This window comes from Ornithinimicrobium avium (assembly GCF_003351765.1).
In the GTDB taxonomy this organism is placed as follows: Bacteria; Actinomycetota; Actinomycetes; order Actinomycetales; family Dermatophilaceae; genus Ornithinicoccus; species Ornithinicoccus avius.
Map to the genome: position 1 here is coordinate 1,839,814 of NZ_CP031229.1, position 23,280 is coordinate 1,863,093.

The 23,280-nt window shown below is 72.6% G+C and carries 20 protein-coding genes and 1 tRNA gene; 10 read left to right on the forward strand and 11 right to left on the reverse strand.

Going from position 1 to position 23,280, the window contains the following annotated elements; all coding sequences use genetic code 11:
- Positions 1 to 68: 68 nt before the first annotated feature.
- On the reverse strand, positions 69 to 1,046 hold the full coding sequence (locus tag DV701_RS08350) for a homoserine dehydrogenase (protein WP_114927904.1): 978 nt from the start codon (positions 1,044 to 1,046) through the stop codon (positions 69 to 71).
- A gap of 25 nt (positions 1,047 to 1,071) precedes the next feature.
- Entirely contained in the window at positions 1,072 to 2,721 is a 1,650-nt protein-coding gene (locus DV701_RS08355; protein ID WP_114927905.1) for an arginine--tRNA ligase, read from the reverse strand.
- Between the two features lie 88 nt (positions 2,722 to 2,809).
- On the opposite strand from DV701_RS08355, the gene DV701_RS08360 reads away from it, so the two are divergent.
- The 5 genes from DV701_RS08360 to DV701_RS08380 all read left to right on the forward strand — a co-directional run bounded on the left by DV701_RS08360 (position 2,810) and on the right by DV701_RS08380 (position 10,338).
- Positions 2,810 to 2,881 (forward strand) — tRNA-Arg (locus DV701_RS08360).
- 69 nt (positions 2,882 to 2,950) lie between these two features.
- Complete coding sequence (locus DV701_RS08365; protein ID WP_114927906.1) at positions 2,951 to 4,393, forward strand: aldehyde dehydrogenase family protein; 1,443 nt, start codon at positions 2,951 to 2,953, stop codon at positions 4,391 to 4,393.
- A 90-nt stretch (positions 4,394 to 4,483) separates the two neighbouring features.
- Positions 4,484 to 5,443, forward strand: coding sequence for an ABC transporter ATP-binding protein (locus DV701_RS08370; RefSeq protein ID WP_114930928.1), 960 nt, complete (start codon positions 4,484 to 4,486; stop codon positions 5,441 to 5,443).
- Positions 5,440 to 6,282 (forward strand): ABC transporter permease subunit, encoded by an 843-nt coding sequence (locus DV701_RS08375; RefSeq protein WP_114927907.1) that lies wholly within the window; start codon positions 5,440 to 5,442, stop codon positions 6,280 to 6,282. The genes DV701_RS08370 and DV701_RS08375 overlap by 4 nt, the downstream gene beginning before the upstream one ends.
- Before the next feature lie 237 nt (positions 6,283 to 6,519).
- The gene (locus DV701_RS08380; protein WP_407669368.1) at positions 6,520 to 10,338 is read left to right on the forward strand and encodes a multifunctional oxoglutarate decarboxylase/oxoglutarate dehydrogenase thiamine pyrophosphate-binding subunit/dihydrolipoyllysine-residue succinyltransferase subunit; all 3,819 of its coding nucleotides are present in this window, start codon (positions 6,520 to 6,522) and stop codon (positions 10,336 to 10,338) included.
- A 33-nt stretch (positions 10,339 to 10,371) separates the two neighbouring features.
- On the opposite strand, the gene DV701_RS08385 is transcribed toward DV701_RS08380, so the two are convergent.
- Positions 10,372 to 11,472: an alcohol dehydrogenase catalytic domain-containing protein gene (locus DV701_RS08385; protein WP_114927909.1), complete on the reverse strand. Its 1,101-nt coding sequence runs from the start codon at positions 11,470 to 11,472 to the stop codon at positions 10,372 to 10,374.
- 59 nt (positions 11,473 to 11,531) lie between these two features.
- Between DV701_RS08385 and DV701_RS08390 the strand changes: the two genes are divergently transcribed.
- Positions 11,532 to 12,200, forward strand: coding sequence for a maleylpyruvate isomerase mycothiol-dependent enzyme family protein (locus tag DV701_RS08390; RefSeq protein WP_114927910.1), 669 nt, complete (start codon positions 11,532 to 11,534; stop codon positions 12,198 to 12,200).
- A 22-nt stretch (positions 12,201 to 12,222) separates the two neighbouring features.
- Here the strand turns inward: DV701_RS08390 and DV701_RS08395 are convergent, their stop codons facing one another.
- On the reverse strand, positions 12,223 to 13,161 hold the full coding sequence (locus tag DV701_RS08395) for an NAD(P)-dependent oxidoreductase (protein ID WP_114927911.1): 939 nt from the start codon (positions 13,159 to 13,161) through the stop codon (positions 12,223 to 12,225).
- A 92-nt stretch (positions 13,162 to 13,253) separates the two neighbouring features.
- Here DV701_RS08395 and DV701_RS08400 point away from each other — a divergent pair, with 92 nt between their 5' ends.
- Positions 13,254 to 14,081 (forward strand): DUF72 domain-containing protein, encoded by an 828-nt coding sequence (locus DV701_RS08400; protein WP_114927912.1) that lies wholly within the window; start codon positions 13,254 to 13,256, stop codon positions 14,079 to 14,081.
- A gap of 6 nt (positions 14,082 to 14,087) precedes the next feature.
- Here DV701_RS08400 and DV701_RS08405 read toward each other — a convergent pair whose 3' ends face one another.
- Positions 14,088 to 14,774 carry a DsbA family oxidoreductase gene (locus tag DV701_RS08405; protein WP_114927913.1) on the reverse strand — a complete coding sequence of 229 codons (687 nt, stop codon included), beginning with the start codon at positions 14,772 to 14,774 and terminating at the stop codon, positions 14,088 to 14,090.
- Between the two features lie 33 nt (positions 14,775 to 14,807).
- On the opposite strand from DV701_RS08405, the gene DV701_RS08410 reads away from it, so the two are divergent.
- Positions 14,808 to 15,761: an ERCC4 domain-containing protein gene (locus tag DV701_RS08410; RefSeq protein ID WP_114927914.1), complete on the forward strand. Its 954-nt coding sequence runs from the start codon at positions 14,808 to 14,810 to the stop codon at positions 15,759 to 15,761.
- An 11-nt stretch (positions 15,762 to 15,772) separates the two neighbouring features.
- Here DV701_RS08410 and DV701_RS08415 read toward each other — a convergent pair whose 3' ends face one another.
- From DV701_RS08415 to DV701_RS08425, 3 genes are read right to left on the reverse strand one after another with little or no spacing between them, the layout of a single operon-like run.
- Positions 15,773 to 16,537 carry a hypothetical protein gene (locus DV701_RS08415; RefSeq protein WP_114927915.1) on the reverse strand — a complete coding sequence of 255 codons (765 nt, stop codon included), beginning with the start codon at positions 16,535 to 16,537 and terminating at the stop codon, positions 15,773 to 15,775.
- The gene (locus DV701_RS08420; protein WP_114927916.1) at positions 16,534 to 17,295 is read right to left on the reverse strand and encodes an ABC transporter ATP-binding protein; all 762 of its coding nucleotides are present in this window, start codon (positions 17,293 to 17,295) and stop codon (positions 16,534 to 16,536) included. Before DV701_RS08420 ends, DV701_RS08415 begins: the two co-directional genes overlap by 4 nt.
- On the reverse strand, positions 17,292 to 17,669 hold the full coding sequence (locus tag DV701_RS08425; RefSeq protein ID WP_114927917.1) for a GntR family transcriptional regulator: 378 nt from the start codon (positions 17,667 to 17,669) through the stop codon (positions 17,292 to 17,294). Before DV701_RS08425 ends, DV701_RS08420 begins: the two co-directional genes overlap by 4 nt.
- Positions 17,670 to 17,778: 109 nt before the next feature.
- Between DV701_RS08425 and DV701_RS08430 the strand changes: the two genes are divergently transcribed.
- A complete protein-coding gene (locus tag DV701_RS08430) occupies positions 17,779 to 19,026 on the forward strand; it encodes a DUF4032 domain-containing protein (RefSeq protein ID WP_114927918.1) in 1,248 nt (415 codons plus the stop codon).
- A gap of 10 nt (positions 19,027 to 19,036) precedes the next feature.
- On the opposite strand, the gene DV701_RS08435 is transcribed toward DV701_RS08430, so the two are convergent.
- Genes DV701_RS08435 through cysS form a run of 3 tightly spaced genes read right to left on the reverse strand, consistent with a single transcriptional unit; the run spans position 19,037 to position 21,953 of the window.
- The gene (locus DV701_RS08435; protein ID WP_114927919.1) at positions 19,037 to 19,516 is read right to left on the reverse strand and encodes an NUDIX domain-containing protein; all 480 of its coding nucleotides are present in this window, start codon (positions 19,514 to 19,516) and stop codon (positions 19,037 to 19,039) included.
- A gap of 4 nt (positions 19,517 to 19,520) precedes the next feature.
- A complete protein-coding gene (rlmB, locus tag DV701_RS08440; protein ID WP_114927920.1) occupies positions 19,521 to 20,483 on the reverse strand; it encodes a 23S rRNA (guanosine(2251)-2'-O)-methyltransferase RlmB in 963 nt (320 codons plus the stop codon).
- Positions 20,484 to 20,495: 12 nt separating this feature from the next.
- Positions 20,496 to 21,953: a cysteine--tRNA ligase gene (cysS, locus tag DV701_RS08445; RefSeq protein ID WP_114927921.1), complete on the reverse strand. Its 1,458-nt coding sequence runs from the start codon at positions 21,951 to 21,953 to the stop codon at positions 20,496 to 20,498.
- A gap of 225 nt (positions 21,954 to 22,178) precedes the next feature.
- On the opposite strand from cysS, the gene DV701_RS08450 reads away from it, so the two are divergent.
- A complete protein-coding gene (locus tag DV701_RS08450) occupies positions 22,179 to 23,225 on the forward strand; it encodes a hypothetical protein (RefSeq protein WP_114927922.1) in 1,047 nt (348 codons plus the stop codon).
- The last annotated feature ends 55 nt before the right edge of the window (positions 23,226 to 23,280 follow it).

Consider the following 23,280-nt stretch of genomic DNA (forward strand, 5'->3'; position numbering starts at 1 on the left):
GGCACCCTCAAGATAACACGACCACGCCCTGGCACCACACCCCGCCGTGATCCTCGGCCGGGCGTGTCTCAGGGCAGGCTGCGCACGGCGCGGACCAGGTCGCCGAGCACGGCCGAGGCCGTCTCGTCGCCGCCGGCGCCTGCTCCCTGCAGCCGCAGCGTGCCGGCCGAGCGCGCCTCGATCACCACGACGTTGACGCTCTCGCGCACCTGCGCCAGCGGGTCGTCCTGGGGCAGCGCGACCGGACGGACCGCCACCTCGACCCGGTCGAGGCCGCCGGCGCGCGAGCGCCAGGCGGAGGCGACCAGCTTGACCACGGTGCCGTGGGCCGCCGCCTGCCGGAAGTCGGCGTCGGTCAGCCTGCTGATCCCCTGGCGCTGCACGTCCTCGAGCGCGACGGGAAGGTCCCACGCGGTCCGGGCCAGGATGACGATCTTGGCGGCCGCGTCGAGCCCCTCCAGGTCCTCGGTCGGGTCCGCCTCCAGGTAGCCCAGCTCCCCCGCCTGCCGCACCGCGTCCTGGAACGGCACGCCCTTGCGCGCCACGAGGTCGAGCACGTAGTTGGTCGAGCCGTTGACCACCCCGGAGATCGAGGTGATCTCGTCACCGGCCAGGCTCTCGCGGACGACCGCCATGACGGGGACCGCCGCCATCACCGCCCCCTCGTAGTGCAGCCCCGCCCCCGCACCGTCGGCGACGGCGTGCAGCTCGGGGCCGCGCTGGGCGATGAGCTGCTTGTTGGCGGTGACGACCGGCACCCCGCGCCGCAGCGCGCGCTCGATCAGGGTGCGGGCCGGCTCGATCCCGCCCATCACCTCCACGACGACGTCGGCACCGTCGACGAGTGCCTCGACGTCGGTCGTCAGCAGCTGGGGGTCGACGCCGTCGCGCGGGCGGGAGGCGTCGCGCACGGCGACCCCGGCCAGCTCCAGGGGGCGGCCGCAGCGCGCGGCCAGCAGATCGGCGCGCCCCTGCAGGAGGCGGGCGGTGGCGGCGCCGACGGTGCCGGCTCCGAGCAGGGCGACGCGCAGGGGCTGGGGGCTCATGGGGTCTCCTGGGTGGGTATGCGGCTCACATGCGCTCGGGCGCCGAGACGCCGAGCAGCGTGAGCCCGTTGGCGAGAACCTGTCGGGTGGCGTCGTTGAGCCACAGCCTCGAACGGTGCAGGTCGGTGATCTCCTCGTCCGCGGAGAGCGGCCGGACGCGGCACTCGTCGTACCACTTGTGGAAGTCGCTCGCGAGCTCCTCGAGGTAGCGGGCGACCCGGTGCGGCTCGCGCAGCTGCGCCGCCTGGGACACCACGCGGGGGAAGTCGCCGAGCGTGGCCAGCAGCGTCGCCTCGGTCTCGTGCTGCAGCAGGGAGGGGTCGAAGCCGTCCTCGCGCAGCACGCCGTCCTCGCCGGCGAGCCGGGCGACGTTGCAGGTGCGCGCATGGGCGTACTGCACGTAGTAGACCGGGTTGTCGTTGGACCGCTTGCGCAGCTCCTCGCCGTCCAGGTCCAGCGGGGTGTCCGCAGGGAACCTCGCCAGGGAGTAGCGGACCGGGTCGGTGCCGATCCACTCCAGGAGGTCGGAGAGGAACACCGCGTTGCCGCGGCGCTTGCCCATCCGCTCGCCGCTGATGTTGATCAGCTGGCCGATGAGCACCTCGATGTTGGCCTCGGGGTCGTCGCCGGCGCAGGCCGCGATCGCCTTGAGCCGCCCGACGTAGCCGTGGTGGTCCGCGCCGAGCATGTAGACCTTCTGGGGGAACCCGCGATCCTTCTTGGACAGGTAGTACGCGCAGTCCGCGGCGAAGTAGGTGGGCTCGCCGTTGGCGCGGATCAGCACCCGGTCCTTGTCGTCGCCGAACTCGGTGGTGCGCAGCCACACCGCGCCGTCCTGGTCGAAGACGTGGCCCTGCTCGCGCAGCCGCGCGACCGCCTCCTCGACCTTGCCTGTGTCGTGCAGCCACTTCTCGCTGAACCACACGTCGAAGTGGACGTTGAAGTCCTCGAGCGTCTGCTGGATCTGCGCCAGCTGCAGCTCGTAGCCACGGGTCCGGGCGAGCGCGCTGGCCTGCGCCTCGGGCAGCTCGAGCAGGTCGGGGCGCTCGGCGAGCATCTGCCGGGCGAGGTCGTCGATCCACGGGCCTGAGTAACCACCCTCGGGCACGGCGGTGCCGCGCGCCGTCGCCACGATCGAGGCGCCGAACTTGTCCATCTGGGAGCCGGCGTCGTTGATGTAGTGCTCGGCGGTCACGTCCGCGCCGCTGGCCGTCAGGAGCCGGTTCAGGGCGTCGCCGAGCGCCGCCCACCGGGTGTGGCCGATGTGGAGGGGCCCGGTCGGGTTCGCCGAGACGAACTCGAGGTTGACCACGTGCCCGGCCAGGGTGTCGTTGGTGCCGTAGCGCTCACCCTGCTCGACCACCGACCGCGCCAGCTCGCCCGCGGACGCCGCGTCGAGGGTGATGTTGAGGAAGCCGGGGCCGGCGACGTCGACCCGGGCCACCCCCGGGACCGCGCCCAGACGCTCGGCCAGCTGCTGGGCGAGCTGGCGCGGCGGCATACCCGCCCCCTTGGCCAGCTGGAGCGCGACGTTGGTCGACCAGTCGCCGTGCTCCCGGCTGCGGGGACGCTCCACACGCACCCGCCCGCGGTCGGGCACCTGCATCGCCACACCGTCGGCGGCGGCCGCGGTCAGGGCGGCGTGAATGGCATCGGCGAGCTGCTCGGGGGTCACCCCCGCGAGTCTAGTGGCGTGCGCGCCCTGCCCCCGACGGGCGGCGTTACGGCGCCTGCCCTCCTGGCTGGTATCGTTTCACGCCGTTGCCCCCGTAGCTCAGGGGATAGAGCACCGCCCTCCGGAGGCGGGAGCGCAGGTTCGAATCCTGCCGGGGGCGCAACAGGACAGGGCCGGTGCTCCGCGGAGCACCGGCCCTGCCCGTCGGAGGGCGGGGTACGTTCGCACCATGACTCCCGGCCCCCCGACCGTGACCCACTCCTTCGTCGCGGGTGCCGACCTGCCCGCCGACGACACGTTCGACAACGTCGACCCGGCCGACGGCTCGGTCATCGGCGGGGTCGGCCGGGGCGGCGTGCGCGAGGTCGACGCGGCCGTCGGGGCCGCCGCAGCGGCGCAGAGGGCGTGGGCGCGGACCACGCCGGAGCAGCGCAGCACCGTCCTCACCAGGCTCGCCGACCTCGTCGACCGGGACCGCGAGCGCCTCGCCCGCCTGGAGTCGCAGGACACCGGCAAGCCGCTGGGCCAGGCCCGGACCGACGCGACGGTGTGCGCGCGCTACTTCCGCTTCTACGGCCACGCGATCGACGCCTACTACGGCACGACGATCCCGCTCGGGCCGGACCTGCACGTCTACACCCGCCGCGAGCCCTACGGCGTCGTCGGCAGCGTCGTCGCGTGGAACTACCCCATGCAACTGCTCTCGCGGGCGGTCGCCGCGTCGACCGCCACCGGCAACGCGGTGGTGGTCAAGCCCGCCGACGAGACCCCGCGCACCGCCGTCGAGGTCGCCCGGCTGGCGATCGAGGCGGGGATGCCTGCCGGCCTGTTCAACGTGGTCACCGGCCTGGGCGCCGAGGCGGGGGCGGCGCTCGCGCAGCACCCGGGCGTGGCCCACCTGGGATTCGTCGGCTCGACCGTGACCGGCTCCTCGATCGCGCACGCGGCGGCCGACCGGGTCGTGCCGACCATCCTCGAGCTGGGTGGCAAGTCCGCCCACGTCGTCTTCGCCGACGCCGACCTGGACCTGACAGCCGGCTTCGTCGCCAGGGCGATCCTGCAGAACGCCGGCCAGACCTGCTCGGCCGGCTCCCGCCTCGTCGTCCACGAGAGCGTGCGGGCCGAGCTCGTCGAGAAGGTGGCCGCCCGGCTGCGCGCCACCACCATCGGCCCCGGCCTGGAGGACCCGGACCTCGGCCCCCTCGTGTCCGCCCAGCAGCAGGAGCGGGTCCGGGGGTATGTGGAGGGCGCCCGCTCGGGGGAGGTCGTCACCGGAGGCTCCGCGCCCGAGGACGAGCGTCTCGCGGGCGGCTCGTACTGGCTGCCGACCCTCATCGACGGGGTCGACCCGGGCTCCGCCATCGCCCAGGAGGAGGTCTTCGGACCGGTTCTGGTCACGATGCCCTTCGCCGACGAGGACGAGGCGATCAGCCTCGCCAACGCGACCGACTACGGCCTGCTCGCAGCGGTGTGGACCCGTGACCTGTCCCGGGCGCACCGGGCGGCGGCCGAGCTGGAGGCGGGGCAGGTCTTCGTCAACACCTACGGCGCCGGGGGCGGCGTCGAGCTGCCCTTCGGCGGCGTCAAGAAGTCGGGCTACGGCCGGGAGAAGGGCGTCGAGGCGCTGGACCACTTCACCCAGACCAAGACCGTGGTGATGAGGCTGGGCTGACCGGGCGCACCGCATACCCGTCCGAGGGAGGAGGCGCATCTCCGTCGGAGGTTGGATGTGCGCGCCGGGTGAGCCTGGTTGACTGTGACCATGACCGACGTCGCCCTGCACGAGGGCACGGGGATCAGCATCCGGGGGCTCACCAAGACCTTCGGAACGCTCCGTGCCGTCGACGACCTGACCTTCGACATCCGCCCCGGCCGCGTGACCGGCTTCCTCGGCCCCAACGGGGCCGGCAAGACCACCACGCTGCGCATGCTCCTCGGCCTGGTGCGGCCCACCTCCGGCGAGGCCCTGATCGGAGGGCTGCGCTACGCCGACCTGCCCCGGCCGATGAACGTCGTCGGCTCCGCGCTGGAGGCCACCGGCTTCCACCCCGGCCGTTCGGGGCGCGACCACCTGCGCGTGCTCGCGGCCACCCACGGCATCCCGGACAGCCGGGTCGACCAGCTGCTCGAGCTGGTCGGGATCCCCGCCGCCGCGCGCAAGCGGGCGGGCGCCTACTCGATGGGTATGCGGCAGCGCCTCGGTCTGGCGGCCGGCCTCCTCGGCGACCCCGGCGTGCTGCTGCTCGACGAGCCGGCCAACGGACTGGACCCGGAGGGCATCCGGTGGATGCGCGGGTTCCTTCGGCACCTGGCCGAGAACGAGGGCCGCACGATCGTGGTCAGCAGCCACATGCTCTCCGAGGTCGAGCAGACCGTCGACGACGTGGTCATCATCGCCAACGGCCAGGTCGTCAGCCAGGGCACGATCGAGGAGCTGCACGGGGAGCAGACCGCGCTGGTGCGCACGGACGACGCCGCGGCGCTCGCGGCGGAGCTCGGCCGGGCCGGCCTGACCGCGCACCCCTCACCCGAGCACGGTCCCGACGCCCTGCAGGTCGAGGGTGCAGGCGGCGACCTGGCCCGCGTCGGCGACGTGGCGCTGGCGGCAGGCCAGCCGGTGCACGAGCTGCGCGCGCTGCGCACCGACCTGGAACGGCTGTTCCTGGAGCTGACCGAGTCGCCCGAGCACCGCAACCGCAACCTGCAGGAGAAGACCCGATGACCGGCCTGATCCGATCCGAGCTGCGCAAGGCCTTCACCACCCGCACGGGGTGGGGCATGCCGCTGGCCCAGTTCCTGCTCGCCGCGGTCTTCGTCGGGATCACGGCCACGTTCATGCTCTTCGTCTCGGTGCCCGGGCCGACGGGCGAGGGGGGCGGCGCGCCGCTGGCCGACTCCCTGGACCCGGCGGTGCTCGCGCGGACCATTTATACCGGCGGTCTTCAGGTGGGTTACCTGCTCAGCCTGGTGCTGGGCATCCTGTCGATGGGCACCGAGTACCGCCACAAGACCCTGACCGCCACCTTCCTGGCCTCCCCACGCCGGGGCCGGGTGATCACCTCCAAGGTCGTGGCGCTGACCCTCGTGGTCGTGATCAACGGCCTGGCGCACCTGGCCGGGGCTCTGATCACCGGCGGCGCGATGCTCATGGCGGCCGACAGGGCGGTCTTCCCCGACGCGGGCGACCTGATCGGCGTGCTGGCCCGACTGCTGCTCGTGCTCGTCCTCTGGGGCCTGATGGGACTGGGGCTCGGGGTGCTGATCCCCAACCAGGTGGCGGCGCTCTTCGTGGGGGTGGCCTTCGCCTTCCTCATCGAGCCCCTGCTGGGCGTCTTCATCGGCATGGTCGACTCGTTGGCCGACGTGGCCCGGTTCTTCCCGAGCCAGGCCAGCTCGGCCGCCCTGAGCCTCTTCCAGGGGATGGACGCCACCACGATCGAGCAGGCCGGCGGCAATCCCGACCAGCTCAGCTGGTGGGTCGCGGCCCTGGTGCTGCTCGGTTATGCCGCCGTGATGACGCTCATCGGCTGGGTGCTCACCCAGCGCCGCGACGTGGGCTGACAGACCCGAAAAGACCCGCGCGAGGGCCGCCGCGGCTCCGGTCGACACGCCGACCGGAGCCGCCAACCCGGGTCCGCGACCTCCTTCTCCTTGCAGCTAGGCTGTGACCGAGGTGCATTCTGCGTGCATCGTCAGGCAGCCCGACGGATCGAGAAGAGGCGCAATTCCGTGGCCAACCCCCCGAGCAGCGACAAGACCCTCGAGGACTTCGGAGCCAACGAGTGGCTCGTCGAGGAGATGCGCGAGCGATTCGACCAGGACCCAGGGTCCGTAGACCCCTCCTGGCGTAGCTATTTCGAGGGAGGTGCCAGCAGCTCCAACGGAGCGTCAGCCTCACCCGGCACAGCCTCACCCAGCACAGCCTCACCCAGCACCACGGCCCCGGCCGCCCAGCGGTCCGAGGATGCACCACGGCCGGCCGCGCCCCAGCGGCCCGCCCCGGGCCCCCGGGTCGCCCCGGCTCCGCCCCGCAGCAGCCAGGTCCCTGCCCAGGCGCGGCCCGAGCAGAAGCAGGCGCAGTCGACGCCCGCCGCGTCCCAGCCGGCGAAGGCTGCGACGTCCACCACCTCCCAGCCCTCCGAGGCCGATCCCGCGAAGCAGGCCCCAACCAAGGAGAGCCCCACTCCGCGCGACTCGCCGGCCCCGAAGAAGGCCGGTCCGCAGACCGACGGCACCATGACCCCGCTGCGCGGCGCCGTGGCCCGCGTGGTCACCAACATGGAGAGCAGCCTGGAGGTGCCGACCGCCACCAGCGCGCGCAACCTGCCGGCCAAGCTCCTCATCGACAACCGCATCGTCATCAACAACCACCTGGCCCGCTCCCGCGGCGGCAAGGTGTCCTTCACCCACCTCATCGGCTACGCCATGGTCAAGGCCATCAAGGCGATGCCGGAGATGAACAACGGCTTCACCACCGCCGACGGCAAGCCCGTCCTCGTCGAGCCGGCGCACATCAACCTCGGCCTGGCGATCGACGTGCCCAAGCCGGACGGCAGCCGCCAGCTCCTGGTGCCCAACATCAAGAGCGCCGAGAACATGACGTTCTTCGAGTTCTGGTCCGCCTACGAGAAGGTCGTCCGCAAGGCGCGTGACGGCAAGCTCACCGTCGAGGACTTCCAGGGCACCACGATCTCGCTGACCAACCCCGGCGGCATCGGCACGCTGCACTCGGTCCCCCGGCTGATGAAGGGCCAGGGCGCGATCGTCGGCGTCGGTGCCCTCGACTACCCGGCCGAGTGGCAGGGCGCCGCGCTGGAGCGGATCACCGCCGCGGCGGTGAGCAAGATCCTGACGCTGACCTCGACCTATGACCACCGCATCATCCAGGGCGCCCAGTCCGGGGAGTTCCTCCGCCGGATCCACCACCTGCTGCTGGGCCAGGACGGCTTCTACGACGAGATCTTCACCTCGCTGCGGATCCCCTACATGCCGATCCGGTGGGCCCCGGACATCGCGGCGACCCACGACGACGACATCTCCAAGGCGAGCCGCATCCAGCAGCTCATCCACGCCTACCGCACGCGCGGCCACCTGATGGCCGACATCGACCCGCTCGAGTACGTCCAGCGCACCCACCCCGACCTGGAGATCGAGAACCACGGCCTGACCCTGTGGGACCTCGACCGGGAGGTGCCCACGGGCGGCTTCGGGGGCAAGCCCCGGATGACCCTGCGCAGCATCCTGGGCGTGCTGCGCGACTCCTACTGCCGGACCACCGGTGTGGAGTACATGCACATCCAGGACCCCGAGGAGCGGGCCTGGTTCCAGGAGAAGCTCGAGGTCAAGTACGACAAGCCGGCCCCGGCCGAGCAGCTGCGCATCCTGCGCAGGCTCAACGCGGCGGAGGCTTTCGAGACCTTCCTGCAGACCAAGTTCGTCGGGCAGAAGCGCTTCTCCCTCGAGGGCGGGGAGGCGGTCATCGCCCTGCTCGACAAGGTGCTGTCCAACGCCGCCGAGGACGACCTGTCGGAGGTGACCATCGGGATGCCGCACCGCGGCCGTCTCAACGTGCTGGCGAACCTGGCCGGCAAGTCCTACGGGCAGATCTTCCGCGAGTTCGAGGGTCGCTCGACCCCCGGTTCGGTGCAGGGCTCGGGCGACGTGAAGTACCACCTGGGCACCGAGGGCGAGTTCCGCAGCGAGGAGGGCAAGAGCACGCGGGTCTACCTGGCGGCCAACCCCTCGCACCTGGAGGCCGTCGACCCGGTCCTGGAGGGCATCACCCGTGCCAAGCACGACCGCCTCAAGCTCGAGCACGACGGCGGCGACAAGGACTACAGCGTCCTGCCCGTGCTCATGCACGGCGACGCCGCCTTCGCCGGCCAGGGCGTGGTGCTGGAGACGCTGCAGATGTCGCAGCTGCCCGGTTACCGCACCGGCGGCACGATCCACGTCGTCATCAACAACCAGGTCGGCTTCACCACCGCCCCGTACCACTCCCGCTCCTCGGTCTACTGCACCGACGTGGCACGCACCATCCAGGCGCCGATCTTCCACGTCAACGGCGACGACCCCGAGGCGGTGGTGCGGGTCGCCGAGCTGGCCTACGAGTACCGCCAGAAGTTCCACAAGGACGTCGCTATCGACATGGTCTGCTACCGGCGCCGGGGGCACAACGAGGGCGACGACCCGTCGATGACCCAGCCACTGATGTACGACCTCATCGAGGCCAAGCGCTCGGTCCGCAAGCTCTACACCGAGTCCCTCATCGGCCGTGGCGACATCACGGTGGAGGAGGCCGAGGAGGCGCTGCGCGACTACCAGAAGCAGCTGGAGCAGGTCTTCACCGAGACCAAGGCCGCTCTCAAGGGCGAGGGTGACGGCACCCGCGGCCTGGAGCGCCCGCAAGCCCAGGACGAGGGTGACATGGGCACCCATCAGCGGCCCACCGCGATCAGCGAGGAGCTGCTGCACACCATCGGCGACTCCTTCGCCTCGGTGCCCGACGGGTTCACCATCCACCCCAAGCTGGCCAAGCTGATGACCCACCGGCAGCAGATGAGCCGCGAGGGCGGCATCGACTGGGCCATGGGCGAGCTGCTGGCCCTGGGGTCCCTGGTGGTCGAGGGCACGCCGGTCCGGCTCTCCGGGCAGGACTCGCGCCGGGGGACCTTCGTGCAGCGGCACGCGGTGCTCACCGACCACAAGACGGCCGCGACCTGGACCCCGCTGCACCACCTGAGCCAGGACCAGGCCCGTTTCGAGGTCTTCGACTCCCTGCTCTCGGAGTACGCCGCGATGGGCTTCGAGTACGGCTACTCGGTGGAGCGGACCGACGCACTCGTGCTGTGGGAGGCACAGTTCGGCGACTTCGCCAACGGCGCCCAGACGATCATCGACGAGTTCGTCTCCTCCTCCGAGCAGAAGTGGGACCAGCGCTCCAGCGTCGTCCTGCTCCTTCCGCACGGCTACGAGGGTCAGGGCCCGGACCACTCCTCGGCACGGATCGAGCGCTACCTGCAGCTGTGCGCCGAGGACAACATGACGGTGGCCTACCCCTCGACGCCGGCCAGCTACTTCCACCTGCTGCGCAGGCATGCCACGGCGCGCCCGCGCAAGCCGTTGGTCGTGTTCACGCCCAAGGCCATGCTGCGGCTGAAGTCCGCAGCCAGCAGCCCGGAGGACTTCACCAGCGGCACCTTCGAGCCGGTCCTCCCGGACAGCGCACAGCTGGACGCGGAGTCGGTGGACCGGGTGCTCCTCGCCTCCAGCAAGCTGGTGTGGGACCTGGAGGACGACCGTCACCAGCGCGAGGACACCAGCACCGCGATCCTGCGCGTGGAGCAGCTCTACCCGGTCCCCGGGGCCCAGCTGGCGGCACTGACCAAGAAGTACCCGAACGCCGAGCTGGTCTGGGTCCAGAACGAGCCGGAGAACCAGGGCGCCTGGCCGTTCATGGCGCTCAACCTGCCCAGGGCGCTGGCCCAGCACGGGGAGGAGCGCCCGCTGCGGCTCGTCTCGCGGTCAGCCTCAGCCTCGCCGTCGACCGGGTCGACCAAGGTGCACGCCCTCGAGCAGGACGCCCTGCAGGACGGCGCCTTCAGCCGGCGCGGCTGACGCTCGCCGGGGCCCGGCGCAGGCCGAGCCGGCTCAGCCCATCGTGACGATCGCGCGACCCTGGATCGATCCGGCGTCGAGCAGCTCGTAGGCCAGCGGCGCCTCCTCCAGACTGAACCGGCGGCTCACCGCCCGGCGGACGTCGTAGGCCCCCTCGGCGGCGAGGCGGACCACCTCGGGAAGGTCACGCCGGGTGCGGGCACCGTAGGAACCGGCGACGGACATACCCCGCCGCACGAGGGCGGTGATCGGGATCGCTGCGGTGGCGCTCCCGGGGGCGATGCCGACGACCACCATGCGTCCGCCGTCGCGCAGCAGCGAGAAGCCCAGCTCGACCGTCTCGGGCCGACCCAGCACCTCGATGACCACCTCGGCCCCGGCCCCACCGGTGGCCTCGTCCACCGCCGCCCGCGCGTCGTCGCTGCGCGAGTTGACGGTCACGGTCGCCCCCAGCTCGTGCGCCCGGGCGAGCTTGGCGTCGTCGACGTCGACGGCGACGAGCGGCTCAGCGCCGAGGTGCGCGGCGAGCTGGAGCACGCTGGAGCCGACACCGCCGACCGCCACCACGGCCACGGACCGGCCGCGCAGGTCGGTCTCCGTGCGGGCGACGGCACCGTACGCCGTGAACGCCGCGCAGCCCAGCACCGCCGACTCCTCCAGCGGCAGTCCCTCCGGGAGGCGCGCGAGTGCGGTGGCGGGCACCACGGCATACTCGGCCAGCGCCGCCATGGAGTACATCGACAGGCGGGAGCCGTCCGCCCGGGTGAGCCGTGAGGTGCCGTCGAGCAGGTTGCCGCGCAGCCGGTTCTGCTCGAAGAACGGCACGCACATGTCGTCGCGACCGGCCTCGCACTGGCGGCAGGTGCCGCACGGCATGATGAACGCGGCGACGACCCGGTCGCCCACCGACAGGTCGGTGACGTCGGCACCGAGCTGCTCGACCGTGCCAGAGGTCTCGTGACCCAGGACCCCGGGGGCCGGGAAGGCCACCTCTCCCTTGATGACGTGCAGGTCGGTGTGGCACACGCCTGTCGCGGCCACCCTGATCAGCACCTCACCCGGACCCGGGCGCGGGACGGGCACCTCCTCGACACGCATCGGCTGACCCGGCCCGTCCCACACCACTGCTCTCATGCGGACATGGTGGCACGGTGCGGGTCCCGCCCTGCGCGCCCTCGTGCCAGGGTAGGACAATGGACGCCTCGACGACCCGGAGCGAGGAGCAGCTGCTCGCCTGGACCAGCGAGCACCGCCTGCTCTTCGCCGACAGCGCCGACGCCCTGGGCGAGGCGCACGCCGGCGACCCGACGCTGTGCGAGGGCTGGGACGTGCGCACCCTGACGGGCCACCTGCTCCAGCCGATCAGGGTGCCCTCCTGGCGCTTCCTGCTCACGGCTGCGCGGGTGCGCTCGATGGCCCGGGCCTGCGACGTGATCGCGGCCAGGCTCTCCGACCGGCCGCTGGCCGCGGTGGCCGGCGAGCTGCGGCGGCGGGCGGGCGAGAGGTCGAGGCCCTGGTACATCGGCGCGGCGGGCCCCTTTGCCGACAGCTGCATCCACCTGCGCGACCTCACCCAGCCCCGGGGGATGGACGTCACCGTGCCGGTCGAACGGCGGGAGGCCGTCGTGGACGTCGTCACCTCTCCCCGCGGCCAGGAGTCCTTCCTTCCCGCGCGGGGCTTCCTCGACGGGGTGAGCTGGGCGGCGACCGACGCCGACCGGGTATGGGGTGAAGGTCCCGTCGTCGCGGGGACGACCGAGGCGCTGGCCATGACGATGACCGGACGCACCGCCTACCTGGACCAGCTCGGCGGGGACGGTGTCCACGTGGTCCGGGAGCGGCTGGCCGGGCCCCGGTCCTAGAGCGCATCCCCGCGACGACTCCTCACAGGACGGTGATCACGCCCGTGTGGTCGAGGTCGCCGCCCCCGCGCTCGACCACCTCCGCGTAGAGGTCCCGGGTGACCTCGGAGACCGGCTGCCGGACGCCGTACCTGCGTCCTGCCTCGAGGATGATCGAGTGGTCCTTGAGCTGGTTGCGGCAGTTGCCCCCACCGCTGAAGTCCCCGGTGAGGTAGCGCTCGCCCTTCTGCCGCAGCACGGCCGAGCCGGCGAGGCCTCCGCCGAGCACCTCCAGCACGGTCGCGACGTCGAGTCCTCCTGCCTGCGCCAGGCGGACCGCCTCGCCGAGGGCGACCAGCGTGGCGCCGACGACCGCCTGGTTGCAGGCCTTGGTCAGCGAGCCAGCCCCGAGCGGACCGAGGTGTCGCACCGTGCTGCCCATCGCGGCAAGCACCGGCGCCAGCCGCTCCACGTCATCCGGGTCGCCGCCGACCATGACGGACAGCCCCCGGCTCTCCGCGCCACCCGGCCCGCCGCTCACCGGCGCATCGACGAGACGGACCCCTCGGCTCCGTAGCTCGCTGCCCAGCTCCGCGACGCGCACCGGGCTCACCGTGCTGGTGACGACGAGGAGCGGTGGCTCCTGGGACCCGGTGGCCTCGCCTCCGCCGCTCCCGCCGTCTCCCCCGCGCCCGCCGTCGCCCTCCCACCCCACCAGCAGCCCGTCCGGGCCGTCGAGCAGTGCCTCCAGCTGGGGAAGGTCGGGCAGCATCGCCACCACGGTGCGCGCCCCCCGCGCCACCTCCCGCGGAGTGTGCGCCGCGGTTACCGACGGTGCGCGTTCCTGCAGCTGGCCGACCTTGCTGGCGGTCCGGTTCCATGCCACGACGCGAAAGCCGCCGTCCGCCAGGGCCTGGGCCATCGGCATCCCCATGGGGCCGAGACCGAGGAAACCGATTGTCTGCCGCTCCGAGGTGTCCATGCACCCATCATCGGCCTGCGGCCGCCGCCTCGTCGCCGCCGCCCCGCGACGAGCGGTTGTCAAGACCCTGCTTTCCGTGAGTCACTGGACAGGTGCCCACCGCCGACCACCCGATCAGGGTCGGGATCTCCGGGTGGCGCTACCCGCGGTGGCGCGGCGTCTTCTACCCACCCGGTCTCCCCCAGCGCAGCGAGCTGGAGCACGCTGCCTCCCGGCTGTCGACCGTGGAGATCAACGGGTCGTTCTACTCGCTCCAGCGGCCCAGCAGCTATGCGACCTGGGCGGCGCAGACCCCGGAGGACTTCGTCTTCGCCGTGAAGGGCAGCCGCTTCATCACGCACCTGAAGAAGCTGCGGGACGTCGACACAGCGCTCGCCAACTTCCTCGCCTCCGGCGTGCTCGCCCTGGGCGCGAAGCTCGGCCCGGTGCTCTGGCAGCTGGGTCCCGCCCACCGGTATGACGCGGAGCAGCTGGGCCACTTCCTCACCCTGCTGCCCCGCACCCACGGCGAGGCGGCCGCCCTGGCACGCGGCCACGACGACCGGTTGCGGGAGACGGCATACCTGAAGGTCGCCGACCCCGGACGAGCGCTGGAGCACGTGCTCGAGGTGCGGCACCCGAGCTTCGCGCAGGACCCCGGTTTCCTCGACCTGATGAGGCGCCAGGGCGTCGGGGTGGTGGTCGCGGACTCGGCGGGCCGCTTCCCGGTCCTGGACGCCGTGACCAGCGACGTCGTCTACGTGCGGCTGCACGGCGACACCGAGCTCTACGTCAGCGGCTACTCCGAGGAGGCGCTGCGGCGGTGGGCCGGCCGGATCCGCGGGTGGGCGCGGGAGGCGGACGTCTACGTCTACCTCGACAACGACGCCAAGGTGCACGCCCCGCACGACGCGATGCGGCTGGCGCAGATCCTGGGCTGACCACAGTCAGTCCAGGCCCGCGGCGGTCGCCACCCGTCGCAGCATCTCCTCGTAGACGGTCGGGTCGTCGGAGTCGACCACGAGGTAGCCGGTCTCCCCGACCTCGTGCATCGCGATGCCGGGGTTGTGGACGTCGCTGCCGTCCGGCAGGAAGAAGTGCGCACTGCCCCGGACCCGCTCGCTGCGGGTGCGGTAGGCCCGCATCATCGCCCCGCGGGCGCGGCCGTCGTCGAGCGCCTCGCCCAGCCGGTCGACGTCCACCGCGTCGCAGCCGGCAGCCACGTCGAGGATCTCGTGCCCCATGCTGATGCACCGGCCGTCCCGCCAGAAGGCCATCCGCAGCGCCATGTCGAGCTGCTCGGCGGCCGTGGGCGACTGCTCCTTGGCGGCGTGCACCGCCTCGTTCGCCGGCAGGCTGGTCACGGGGAACTCCGAGGGATCACGCTGCCAGGGCCGGAGCTCCAGCCCCTCCTCCAGCGCCACGAGCACCGGCTTCTCCCCCTCGGTCACCGCGCTGTTCCACGCGGTCGCGTTGACGTCCTCGAGCAGGAACAGCTGGGGGTCCAGGAAGACCCGCCCGTCGAGCCCCGCGGCGCTGCGCGCCCGGTAGAAGCGGTGGAAGGCCAGCGTCGACCATCCGCACATGATGTCGGTGAACGCGGTGACGGTGGCGGTAGGCGTGTTCCGGTCCATGGCCGGACCCTACGCGCGTCCTAGGCTGAGGGGGTGCTGGACGACTTCCTCATCGCCCGGAACCCGGAGGAGGGCACGACGCTGCCCTTCCTGCTGCGCATCCCGCTGGGCCCCGACGGGATCGTGCTCAAGGCGAAGGAGACGTGGCCACGGACCGGCAAGGTCTACTGCCACCGCGCGGTGGGGTGGCCGCGCGAGCCGGAGATCCTCGAGCGGGTGCCGGTGCGCTCGTGCGTGCGCCGCGGGGCGGCGATCGACCTGGTCCTGGACCGCGGGCGCGAGAACCGCTCCCAGTTCGTCCTCACCCGCGTGCGCGGCGGGCGGGAGGCGATCTTCTGGCAGACGGCGCGGACCTCCAAGCAGGCCCGGCCGTCCGTGTCCCTGCCGACCGCGCGCGGCTGGGGCGTCGCCGGGCTGGAGATCGTCGTCGACAGCCACGAGCGCTACGCCTGGAAGTTCGAGCACCAGCAGGCCACGACCGTCCGGCGGGCGCTGCGGTCCGGCGACTACGCCGTCCTCGCGGGGGACCAGGTCGTGGCCTCGGTGGAGCGCAAGTCGCTGCAGGACCTGGTGGCCACGCTGACCAGCGGGAAGATGCGCTACCTGCTCGCCGACCTGGCGACCCTGCCCTCGGCCGCGGTGGTCGTGGAGGACCGCTACTCGGCCGTCTTCAAGCTCGACCGGGTCCGTCCCGCCACGGTCGCCGATGCCCTCGGCGAGTGCCAGGCACGCTTCCCCGGCGTGCCGGTCGTCTTCTGCGAGACGCGGGCCCTGGCGCAGGAGTGGACCTATCGGTTCCTGGCGGCGGCGCTGGTCCACGCCGGCGAGACCGTGCACGCGCAGACCGAGGCCTCCCCGCTGCCGTCGGCGGCCGCCCCGAGCCCCGCAGAGGTCCGGGTGTGGGCCCGCCAGCAGGGGTATGCCGTCTCCGACCGCGGGCGGATCCCGGGGGAGGTCCTCGACGCCTTCGCCCGGCGCAACGGCTGAGCCGGGGCGGCTCAGCGCACCGGCACCCGGCGGGCGACCAGCCAGTAGACGACGAGCGTCCCCACGGCAAGCACCAGGTTCGAGCCCCACCAGCCCGCCGCCGCCTCGAGCCACGCCCACACCGGCGGGAGGACGATCGCCAGCAGCGCCGGCGCCACCCAGAAGAAGACCGCGAGCACGACCGCTCCCACCCACCACTGCCAGCGCTGGAAGAGCGCCACGACGAGCATGGCGCCGGTCATGCCCAGCACCAGCGCGCCCGTGAGACGGACCATGAGGAGCAGCAGCCCGGAGCCGCTGCTCGCGCCGGCCGCAGCGACACCAGGCCCGTGGCCCGCGCCGACGACGAGCAGCACCACGCCCGCGTACACGAGCACCAGCGCCGTCATGGCCAGCATCGAGGACACCAGCCCGGTCGCGACCGAGCGACGCGTGGCACCGGCACCGACCAGGACGCGTGTCCTGCTGGCGAGCACGGCCTGGTTGACGATCGCCGCGATGGCGGCGCCGACCACGAAGACGACCCAGGAGGCGACGATCCGCACACCGCTCGTGTCCGCCGTGACCTGGACGAACAGCTCGGCCGGCCCCACGTCGGCCGGCACGATCTCCCAGCCCTGCCACCACGCGACCAGGCTGCCCACGACGACGATGGCGACCAGGACACCGATCGCCCAGAACAGGTGCCGCAGCGCCTCGGTCGTGAGCAGCCGGGCCACCCGGACCCACTGGACTGCGTGGTCCTGGCGGGCTGCCTCCGCGTGCGTGGTGGTCATCGTGCGGTCCTTCCTGGGGTGCTGGGACTGCTGGAGCTGCTGACCTGCACCAGCACGTCGGTGAGCGAGGCGAGGTGGTCCCCCGTGGAGTGCTGCTGGCGCACGGTGTCGGCGTCGCCGGCGGCCACGACACGTCCGCGGTCCAGCACGACGACGTCCTCGAAGAGGTCCTCGACCTCGTCGAGCAGGTGCGAGGACAGCACGATCGTGCGGGGGTGCGCGGCGTAGTCGGCCATCAGCTCCTCGTAGAACATCCGGCGGGCGACGGCGTCCATGCCGAGGTAGACCTCGTCGAGCAGCGTCACCTCGGCCCGCGAGGCGAGCGCCAGCACGGCGCTCAGGCTCGAGCGCTGACCGGTGGACAGCTGCTCGGGCCTCCTGCGCGACGGGACCCCGAAGCGCTCGAGCAGGTGCACCGCATACTCCTCGTCCCAGTGCGGGCGCAGCGCCCGGTGGATCGTGAGGGTATGCCGTATCCGCTGGTCCTCGAGCACCCCGCCGCGGTCGCGCACCAGGGCGACCCGCGAGGTGACCGCCGGGTCCTCCCAGACGTCGCGGCCCCCCACCCTGACGGAGCCGTGCTGCGCCGGGCGCAGGCCGGCGACGAGCGAGAGGAGCGTGGTCTTGCCTGCTCCGTTGCGCCCGACCAGGCCGGTGACGACCCCGGGGCGCAGCGTGAGGCTGACGTCGGTGAGCGCCTCGGTCCTACCGAAGCGGTGGGTGACGGCGTCGAGCTCGACGCCCAGCGGCGCGTTCATGACTGCTCCTTGATGTGGTCGACGATCTGCTCGGTGGTGATCCCCAGCGCTCGCGCCTCCGCAAGGACCGGGCCCAGCGCGTCCTGCCAGAAGGTGGCTCGCCGCTGCGTCCGCAGCCGTTCGCGCGCCCCTGGCGAGACGAACATCCCCAGCCCGCGGCGCTTGTGCAGCAGCCCCTCGTCGACGAGCGCGCTCATCGCCCTGGCCGCGGTCGCCGGGTTGATCCGGTAGGTGGTGGCGTACTGCGTGGTCGACATGACCTGGTCCTCCTCCTGCAGGTCGCCGGCGAGGATGGCGTCGCGCAGCCGTTCGGCGATCTGCTGGTAGATCGGCGTCCGGTCGTCGAACGGCTCGGTCACCGGGTCGGTCCCCATCGCTGTACCTTCGTCATCTTCATCTGTTCATTACATGACTAATGAACCATAGAACCGGCATCCCGTCAAGACGCGCCGGCGCGTCAGCGGGGCTGAGTACGCTGGGCGGATGCCGCTCGACCTCACCGCCGTCAAGCCGGACCCGGCCCTGCTCGACCTGCCCTGGTCGCTGCCGCTGGAGGACTGGCCCGAGGAGCACCTGGCCGCCCTCCCCCGCGGGATCTCCCGGCACGTCGTGCGCTTCGCCCGGCTCTCCGGCCAGGTGGTGGCGGTCAAGGAGATCAGCGAGCCGCTGGCCCGGCGCGAGTTCCACACCCTGCGCAACCTGCGCCGGCTGGACCTGCCCGCGGTCGAGCCGCTCGCCGTGGTCTCGGGGCGCACGGACGGGGCCGACGAGCCGCTGGACGCCTGCCTGGTCACTCGCCACCTGCGCTTCTCGCTGCCCTACCGGGCCGTGTTCTCCCAGCGGCTGCGTCCCGACACCGCCCGGCGCACCCTCGACGCCCTGGCGGTGCTGCTGGTCCGGCTGCACCTGGCCGGCTGCTTCTGGGGCGACGTGTCGCTGTCCAACACGCTCTTCCGCCGGGACGCGGGCGAGTTCGCGGCCTACCTGGTGGACGCCGAGACGGCCGAGATCCACCCCGCCCTCTCCCCCGGGCAGCGCGAGCACGACCTGGTCATCGCGCACGGCAACATCGCCGGCGAGCTGATGGACCTCGAGGCCGGAGGACAGCTGGACGAGGGCGAGGACCCCGTCGAGATCGCCGACCTGATCATGCACCGCTACGACCTGCTGTGGAACGAGCTCACCGGCGAGGAGCGCTTCGAGCAGGGCGACCGGTGGCGCGTGGACGAGCGGATCCGCCGGCTCAACAACCTCGGCTTCGACATCGACGAGCTGGAGATGAGCACCGACGTCGACGGCACCCACATCCGGATCGAGCCCAAGGTGGTCGACGCCGGCCACCACTCCCGCCGGCTCATGCACCTCACCGGGCTCGACGTCGAGGAGAACCAGGCCCGGCGCCTGCTCAACGACCTCGACTCCTACCGTGCCGCCACGGACCGCCAGGGCGAGGACGAGGAGCTGGTGGCCCACGACTGGCTGGCCCGGGTCTACCAGCCGGTCACCCGGTCGGTACCCCGCGAGCTGCGCGCCAAGCTGGAGCCGGCCGAGCTCTTCCACGAGCTGCTCGAGCACCGCTGGTACCTCTCCGAGCGGGCCGGCCACGACACCTCCCTGGAGGACACCGTCGCCGACTACGTGGGCACGGTCCTGCCCGGCCGTCCCGACGAGGTCGCGGTCGTCGGCGTCGACACGCAGGAGATCCCGATCCAGGCGCACCTGGAGGGCTGACCCCGCCGGATCAGTTGACGTCGCCGAGCCAGACCGGCCTGGTCGCCGGGTCCTCGGTGAGCCAGCTGGCCAGCCGGCGCGGGTAGAGCGGCGAGCCGACGAGCTCCCCGAGCGGCACCCAGCGCACCGCGGTCTGGGCGGCGTCGGGCAGCACCGCTGCCTTCAGCGGCAGCTCCTCGTGGGGCACCCCACCCTCGTGCCCGAGCAGCTCGCACCAGAACCACAGCTCGGTCTGCTGGAAGCCGGTGTCCCACTCCGGGAAGTGGTGCGCACCGATGTAGTCGCGCCCGCAGGCCAGCGCTCCCACCCGCACCCGGTAGCCGGTCTCCTCGAGCACCTCGCGCGCCACGTTGTCGACCTTGGACTCCCCGAAGTCCTGGCCGCCGCCGGGCGTCAGCCAGAACTCCCCGGTGCGTCCGCGCATCACCGTGACCAGGAGCCGGTCCTGCGCCACGACGAGGCCGCGCGTGGCGGGCCGGACGAGGGGCACCGGATCAGCCCTGCCGGGTGCGCGCGATCTCGTAGAGCGCGACGGCGGTGGCGATCCCTGCGTTGAGCGACTCCGTCGCGGCGGCCATCGGGATGGAGACGACCTGGTCGCAGGTCTCGCGCACCAGCCTCGACAGGCCCTTGCCCTCCGAGCCGACCACCACGACGAGCGGCTGGTCGGCCAGCTCCAGGCCGGGCAGCGCGACGTCGCCGTCGGCGTCGAGCCCGATCACGAAGAAGCCGGCCTTGCGGTAGGACTCCAGCGCCCGGGTCAGGTTGGTCGCCTGGGCCACCGGCACCCGCGCGGCGGCGCCCGCCGCGGTCTTCCAGGCCGAGGCGGTCATCCCCGCCGAGCGCCGGGTCGGCACGACCACGCCGTGCCCGCCGAAGGCGCCGACGGAACGGATGATCGCCCCGAGGTTCCTCGGGTCGGTGATGCCGTCGAGCGCCACGATCAGCGGCGTGCCGGGCAGCTCGACGTCGAGGAGGTCGTCGGGGTGGGCGTACTCGTAGGCCGGGACCTGCAGCGCGAGCCCCTGGTGCACGGCGCCGTCGGTGATCCGGTCCAGCTCGGTGCGGGGGGCCTCGAGCACGGCGATGTCCTGCTCGGTGGCGAGGGTGACGGCCTCGCGCACCCGGTCGTCGGACTCCAGCCGGGAGGCGACGTAGAGCGTCGAGGCCGGGATCTGCGTGCGCAGCGCCTCGAGCACCGAGTTGCGCCCGGCGACGACCTCGCTGGCGCCGCGGGTGCTGCCGCGACGCTGGTGGCCGCGTCCGCCGCGGGGGCCGCCCTGCCCCGCCCGTGCGTCGCGGGAGGCCCGCCGGGCGGCCGGATGACCGACCCGCTCCTCGGCGCGGGGCGTGGGGCCCTTGCCCTTGAGCTGCTTGCGCCGCTGTCCGCCGGAGCCGACGAGGGCGCCCTTCTTGTTGGTGGTGCGCGCGTTGCGCCGCTGCTGGTTGCCTGCCACGTCTCTCCCTGTTCAGCCCAGCGCCCAGCGGGCGCCGGCGGGGGTGTCCTCGACGACGACGCCGAGCGCCGCGAGCTGGTCACGCACGGCGTCGGCCGTCGCGAAGTCCTTGTCGGCGCGAGCCTTCGCCCGCGCGTCCAGCCGGTCCTGCACGAGCGCGGCGAGCACCTCGCCGGCGCGGTCCTCCCCGGCCGCCCCGCCGCCCCACGAGGGGTCCAGCGGGTTGACGCCGAGCACGTCGAGCATCGCGACGAGCTGAAGGAGGGTATGCCGTGTGCCCTGCTGGTCGACCCCGTCGGGCGCCGCGTCGAGCGCCCTGTTGCCCTCGCGCACCGTGCCGAAGACGACGGCCAGCGCCTCGGGCACGTTGACGTCGTCGTCCAGCGCGGCGCGGAAGGCCTGCGGGAAGGCCTCGTCGACGGGCATCGCCCGCGACTCCGCCAGGAGCGGGTCGGAGGCTTCCCCGACCACCTCGAGGGCGCGTGCGACATACCCCTCGATCCGCTCGACGGCGGCCAGCGCCTCCTCCAGGCTGCCGTCGCCGTACTCCACGGTGGAGCGGTAGTGCGCGGCGCCGAGGTAGTAGCGCAGCACGAGCGGACGCACGGTCCGGGTCAGCTCGGTCACCGCGAGCGCGTTGCCCAGCGACTTGCCCATCTTGGAGCCCTTGACCGTCACCCAGGCGTTGTGCATCCACAGCCGGGCGAAGCCGAGCCCGGCCGCGCGCGACTGGGCCTGCTCGTTCTCGTGGTGCGGGAAGCGCAGGTCGACGCCGCCGCCGTGGATGTCGAAGGTGTCGCCGAGGTACTTGCGGGCCATCGCCGAGCACTCCAGGTGCCAGCCGGGCCGGCCGCGGCCCCACGGCGTCGGCCAGGAGGCGGTGTCCGGCTCGCCGGGCTTGTGCCCCTTCCACAGCGCGAAGTCCCGCGGGTCGCGCTTGCCGCGCGGGTCGGCGTCGGTGGCGGCCTCCATGTCCTCGATCCTCTGCCGGGTCAGCTCGCCGTAGGAGGGCCAGGAGCGCACGTCGAAGTAGACGTCGCCGCTGCCGTCCTCCGCCGCGTAGGCGTGGCCCTTGTCCACGAGCGTGCCGATCATCTCGACCATCTCGGTGATGTGCCCGGTCGCGCGCGGCTCGTAGGTCGGCGGCCGCACCCCGAGCAGCTCCAGCGCGTGGCTGGTCTCCCGCTCGTGCTGGTAGGACCACGCCCACCACGGTTCGTCGGCCTCGGCCGACTTCGCCAGGATCTTGTCGTCGATGTCGGTGACGTTGCGCACCAGCGTGACGTCGTAGCCGTGCCCGCGCTCCAGCCAGCGGCGCAGGATGTCGAAGGCGACCGCGAAGCGGACGTGGCCGATGTGCGGGCTGCCCTGGGTGGTGAGGCCGCAGATGTACATGCCGACCCTGCCCGGCTCGAGCGGCTCGAAGCGCCGCAGCTCTCGGGTGGCGGTGTCGTACAGGTGCAGGCTCACCCGGTCAAGGTTACCGGGGGCATGGGGTTCCGCCCGACGCGCACGGGCCGCGCCCTTCCCTGCCGACCTCGCCCTTGCCGCGGGCACGGACAACTTTGCGGGACGCAGACCACGTCGCCTACGTTGTCTCCAGGTGCCGCACGTTGTCCATCGCCCGGCGCACCCAGGTCGGGGGCCTGTGGACAGACTCGGGTGCCGGGCCCTGCGAGGGGACACACTGGGCCGATGTCGGTGGAGGGGATCATCAAGGTGTTCGAGGCCCAGGGCGGTGCGGCGAGCCGCCGCCAGCTCAAGGAGGCCGGTTATCCACGAAGGAGCATCGAGGCGATGATCCGTCGGCGCGTGCTGGTGGCCGTGCGCAAGGACGCCCTGGTCCTGGGAACGGCCCTCGCCGGCGCCACACCCTGGGCCCGGCGAGCGCTGGAGGCCCGAGCAGTGGGACTCAGTCTGGCGCCCACGGTGCCGCCGGCACGTGCGGGAACACCCTCCACCCCAGGCTCCGGCCAGGACGCGGCCGGTCCGGCCTATGCGCTCAGCCACGAGAGCTCACTGATGATCCTGGACCTCCCCTACTTCGGCGAGGACGGTCTGATCCACCTCGTCCGGACCGACGGGCGTCGCGGACGCCGCGACGGCACCATCTGGGTGCACAGACCGCAGGACCCCGACTGGGTGGTGGACGTCGACGGCCTCCGGGTGATCAGGCCCGTGCTGGCCGCGCTGCAGGTCGCGGCGACCCATGGGCCAGAGGCGGGCCTGGTCGCCCTCGACGGCGTGCTGCACCAGGCACAGGTGCGCGACCTGGAGAGCACGGGTCGCCGCGACGGGCCGGAGAGCGCGGAGGCCCGCCGACAGGTCACGGCTGCCCTCGCTCTGGGCTGGGGACCGGCTCGTCCGACGGTCACGCTGGTCGTCGACCTGGCCGACGGCCGCTCCGAGTCGGCAGGTGAGAGCCGCACCCGCTGGCTGCTGCGGACGCTCGGGTTCGGGCCGATGACGCCCCAGTTCCCCGTGCAGGAGGGTCGCGACCTGGTCGGCCGGGCCGACCTCAAGCTGGACCGCTGGGCCGTGCTGGTGGAGTTCGACGGCACGGGGAAGTACGACGAGGACGGCGCGCTCGTCGCCGAGAAGGACCGCGAGGACAGGCTGCGGAGGTTGGGCTACGAGGTGGTCAGGGTGCGCTGGGCCGACCTGGCCCGGCCGCACCTGGTCCGCCGGCGCATCCTCGGTGCGATCGGCCGCGCCGAGGCACGCGCCGCCGCCATGGCATGAGCTGCCGGTCGATGCCGCGCCTGGGCCCACCGGGATGGACAACGTGCAGCACCTC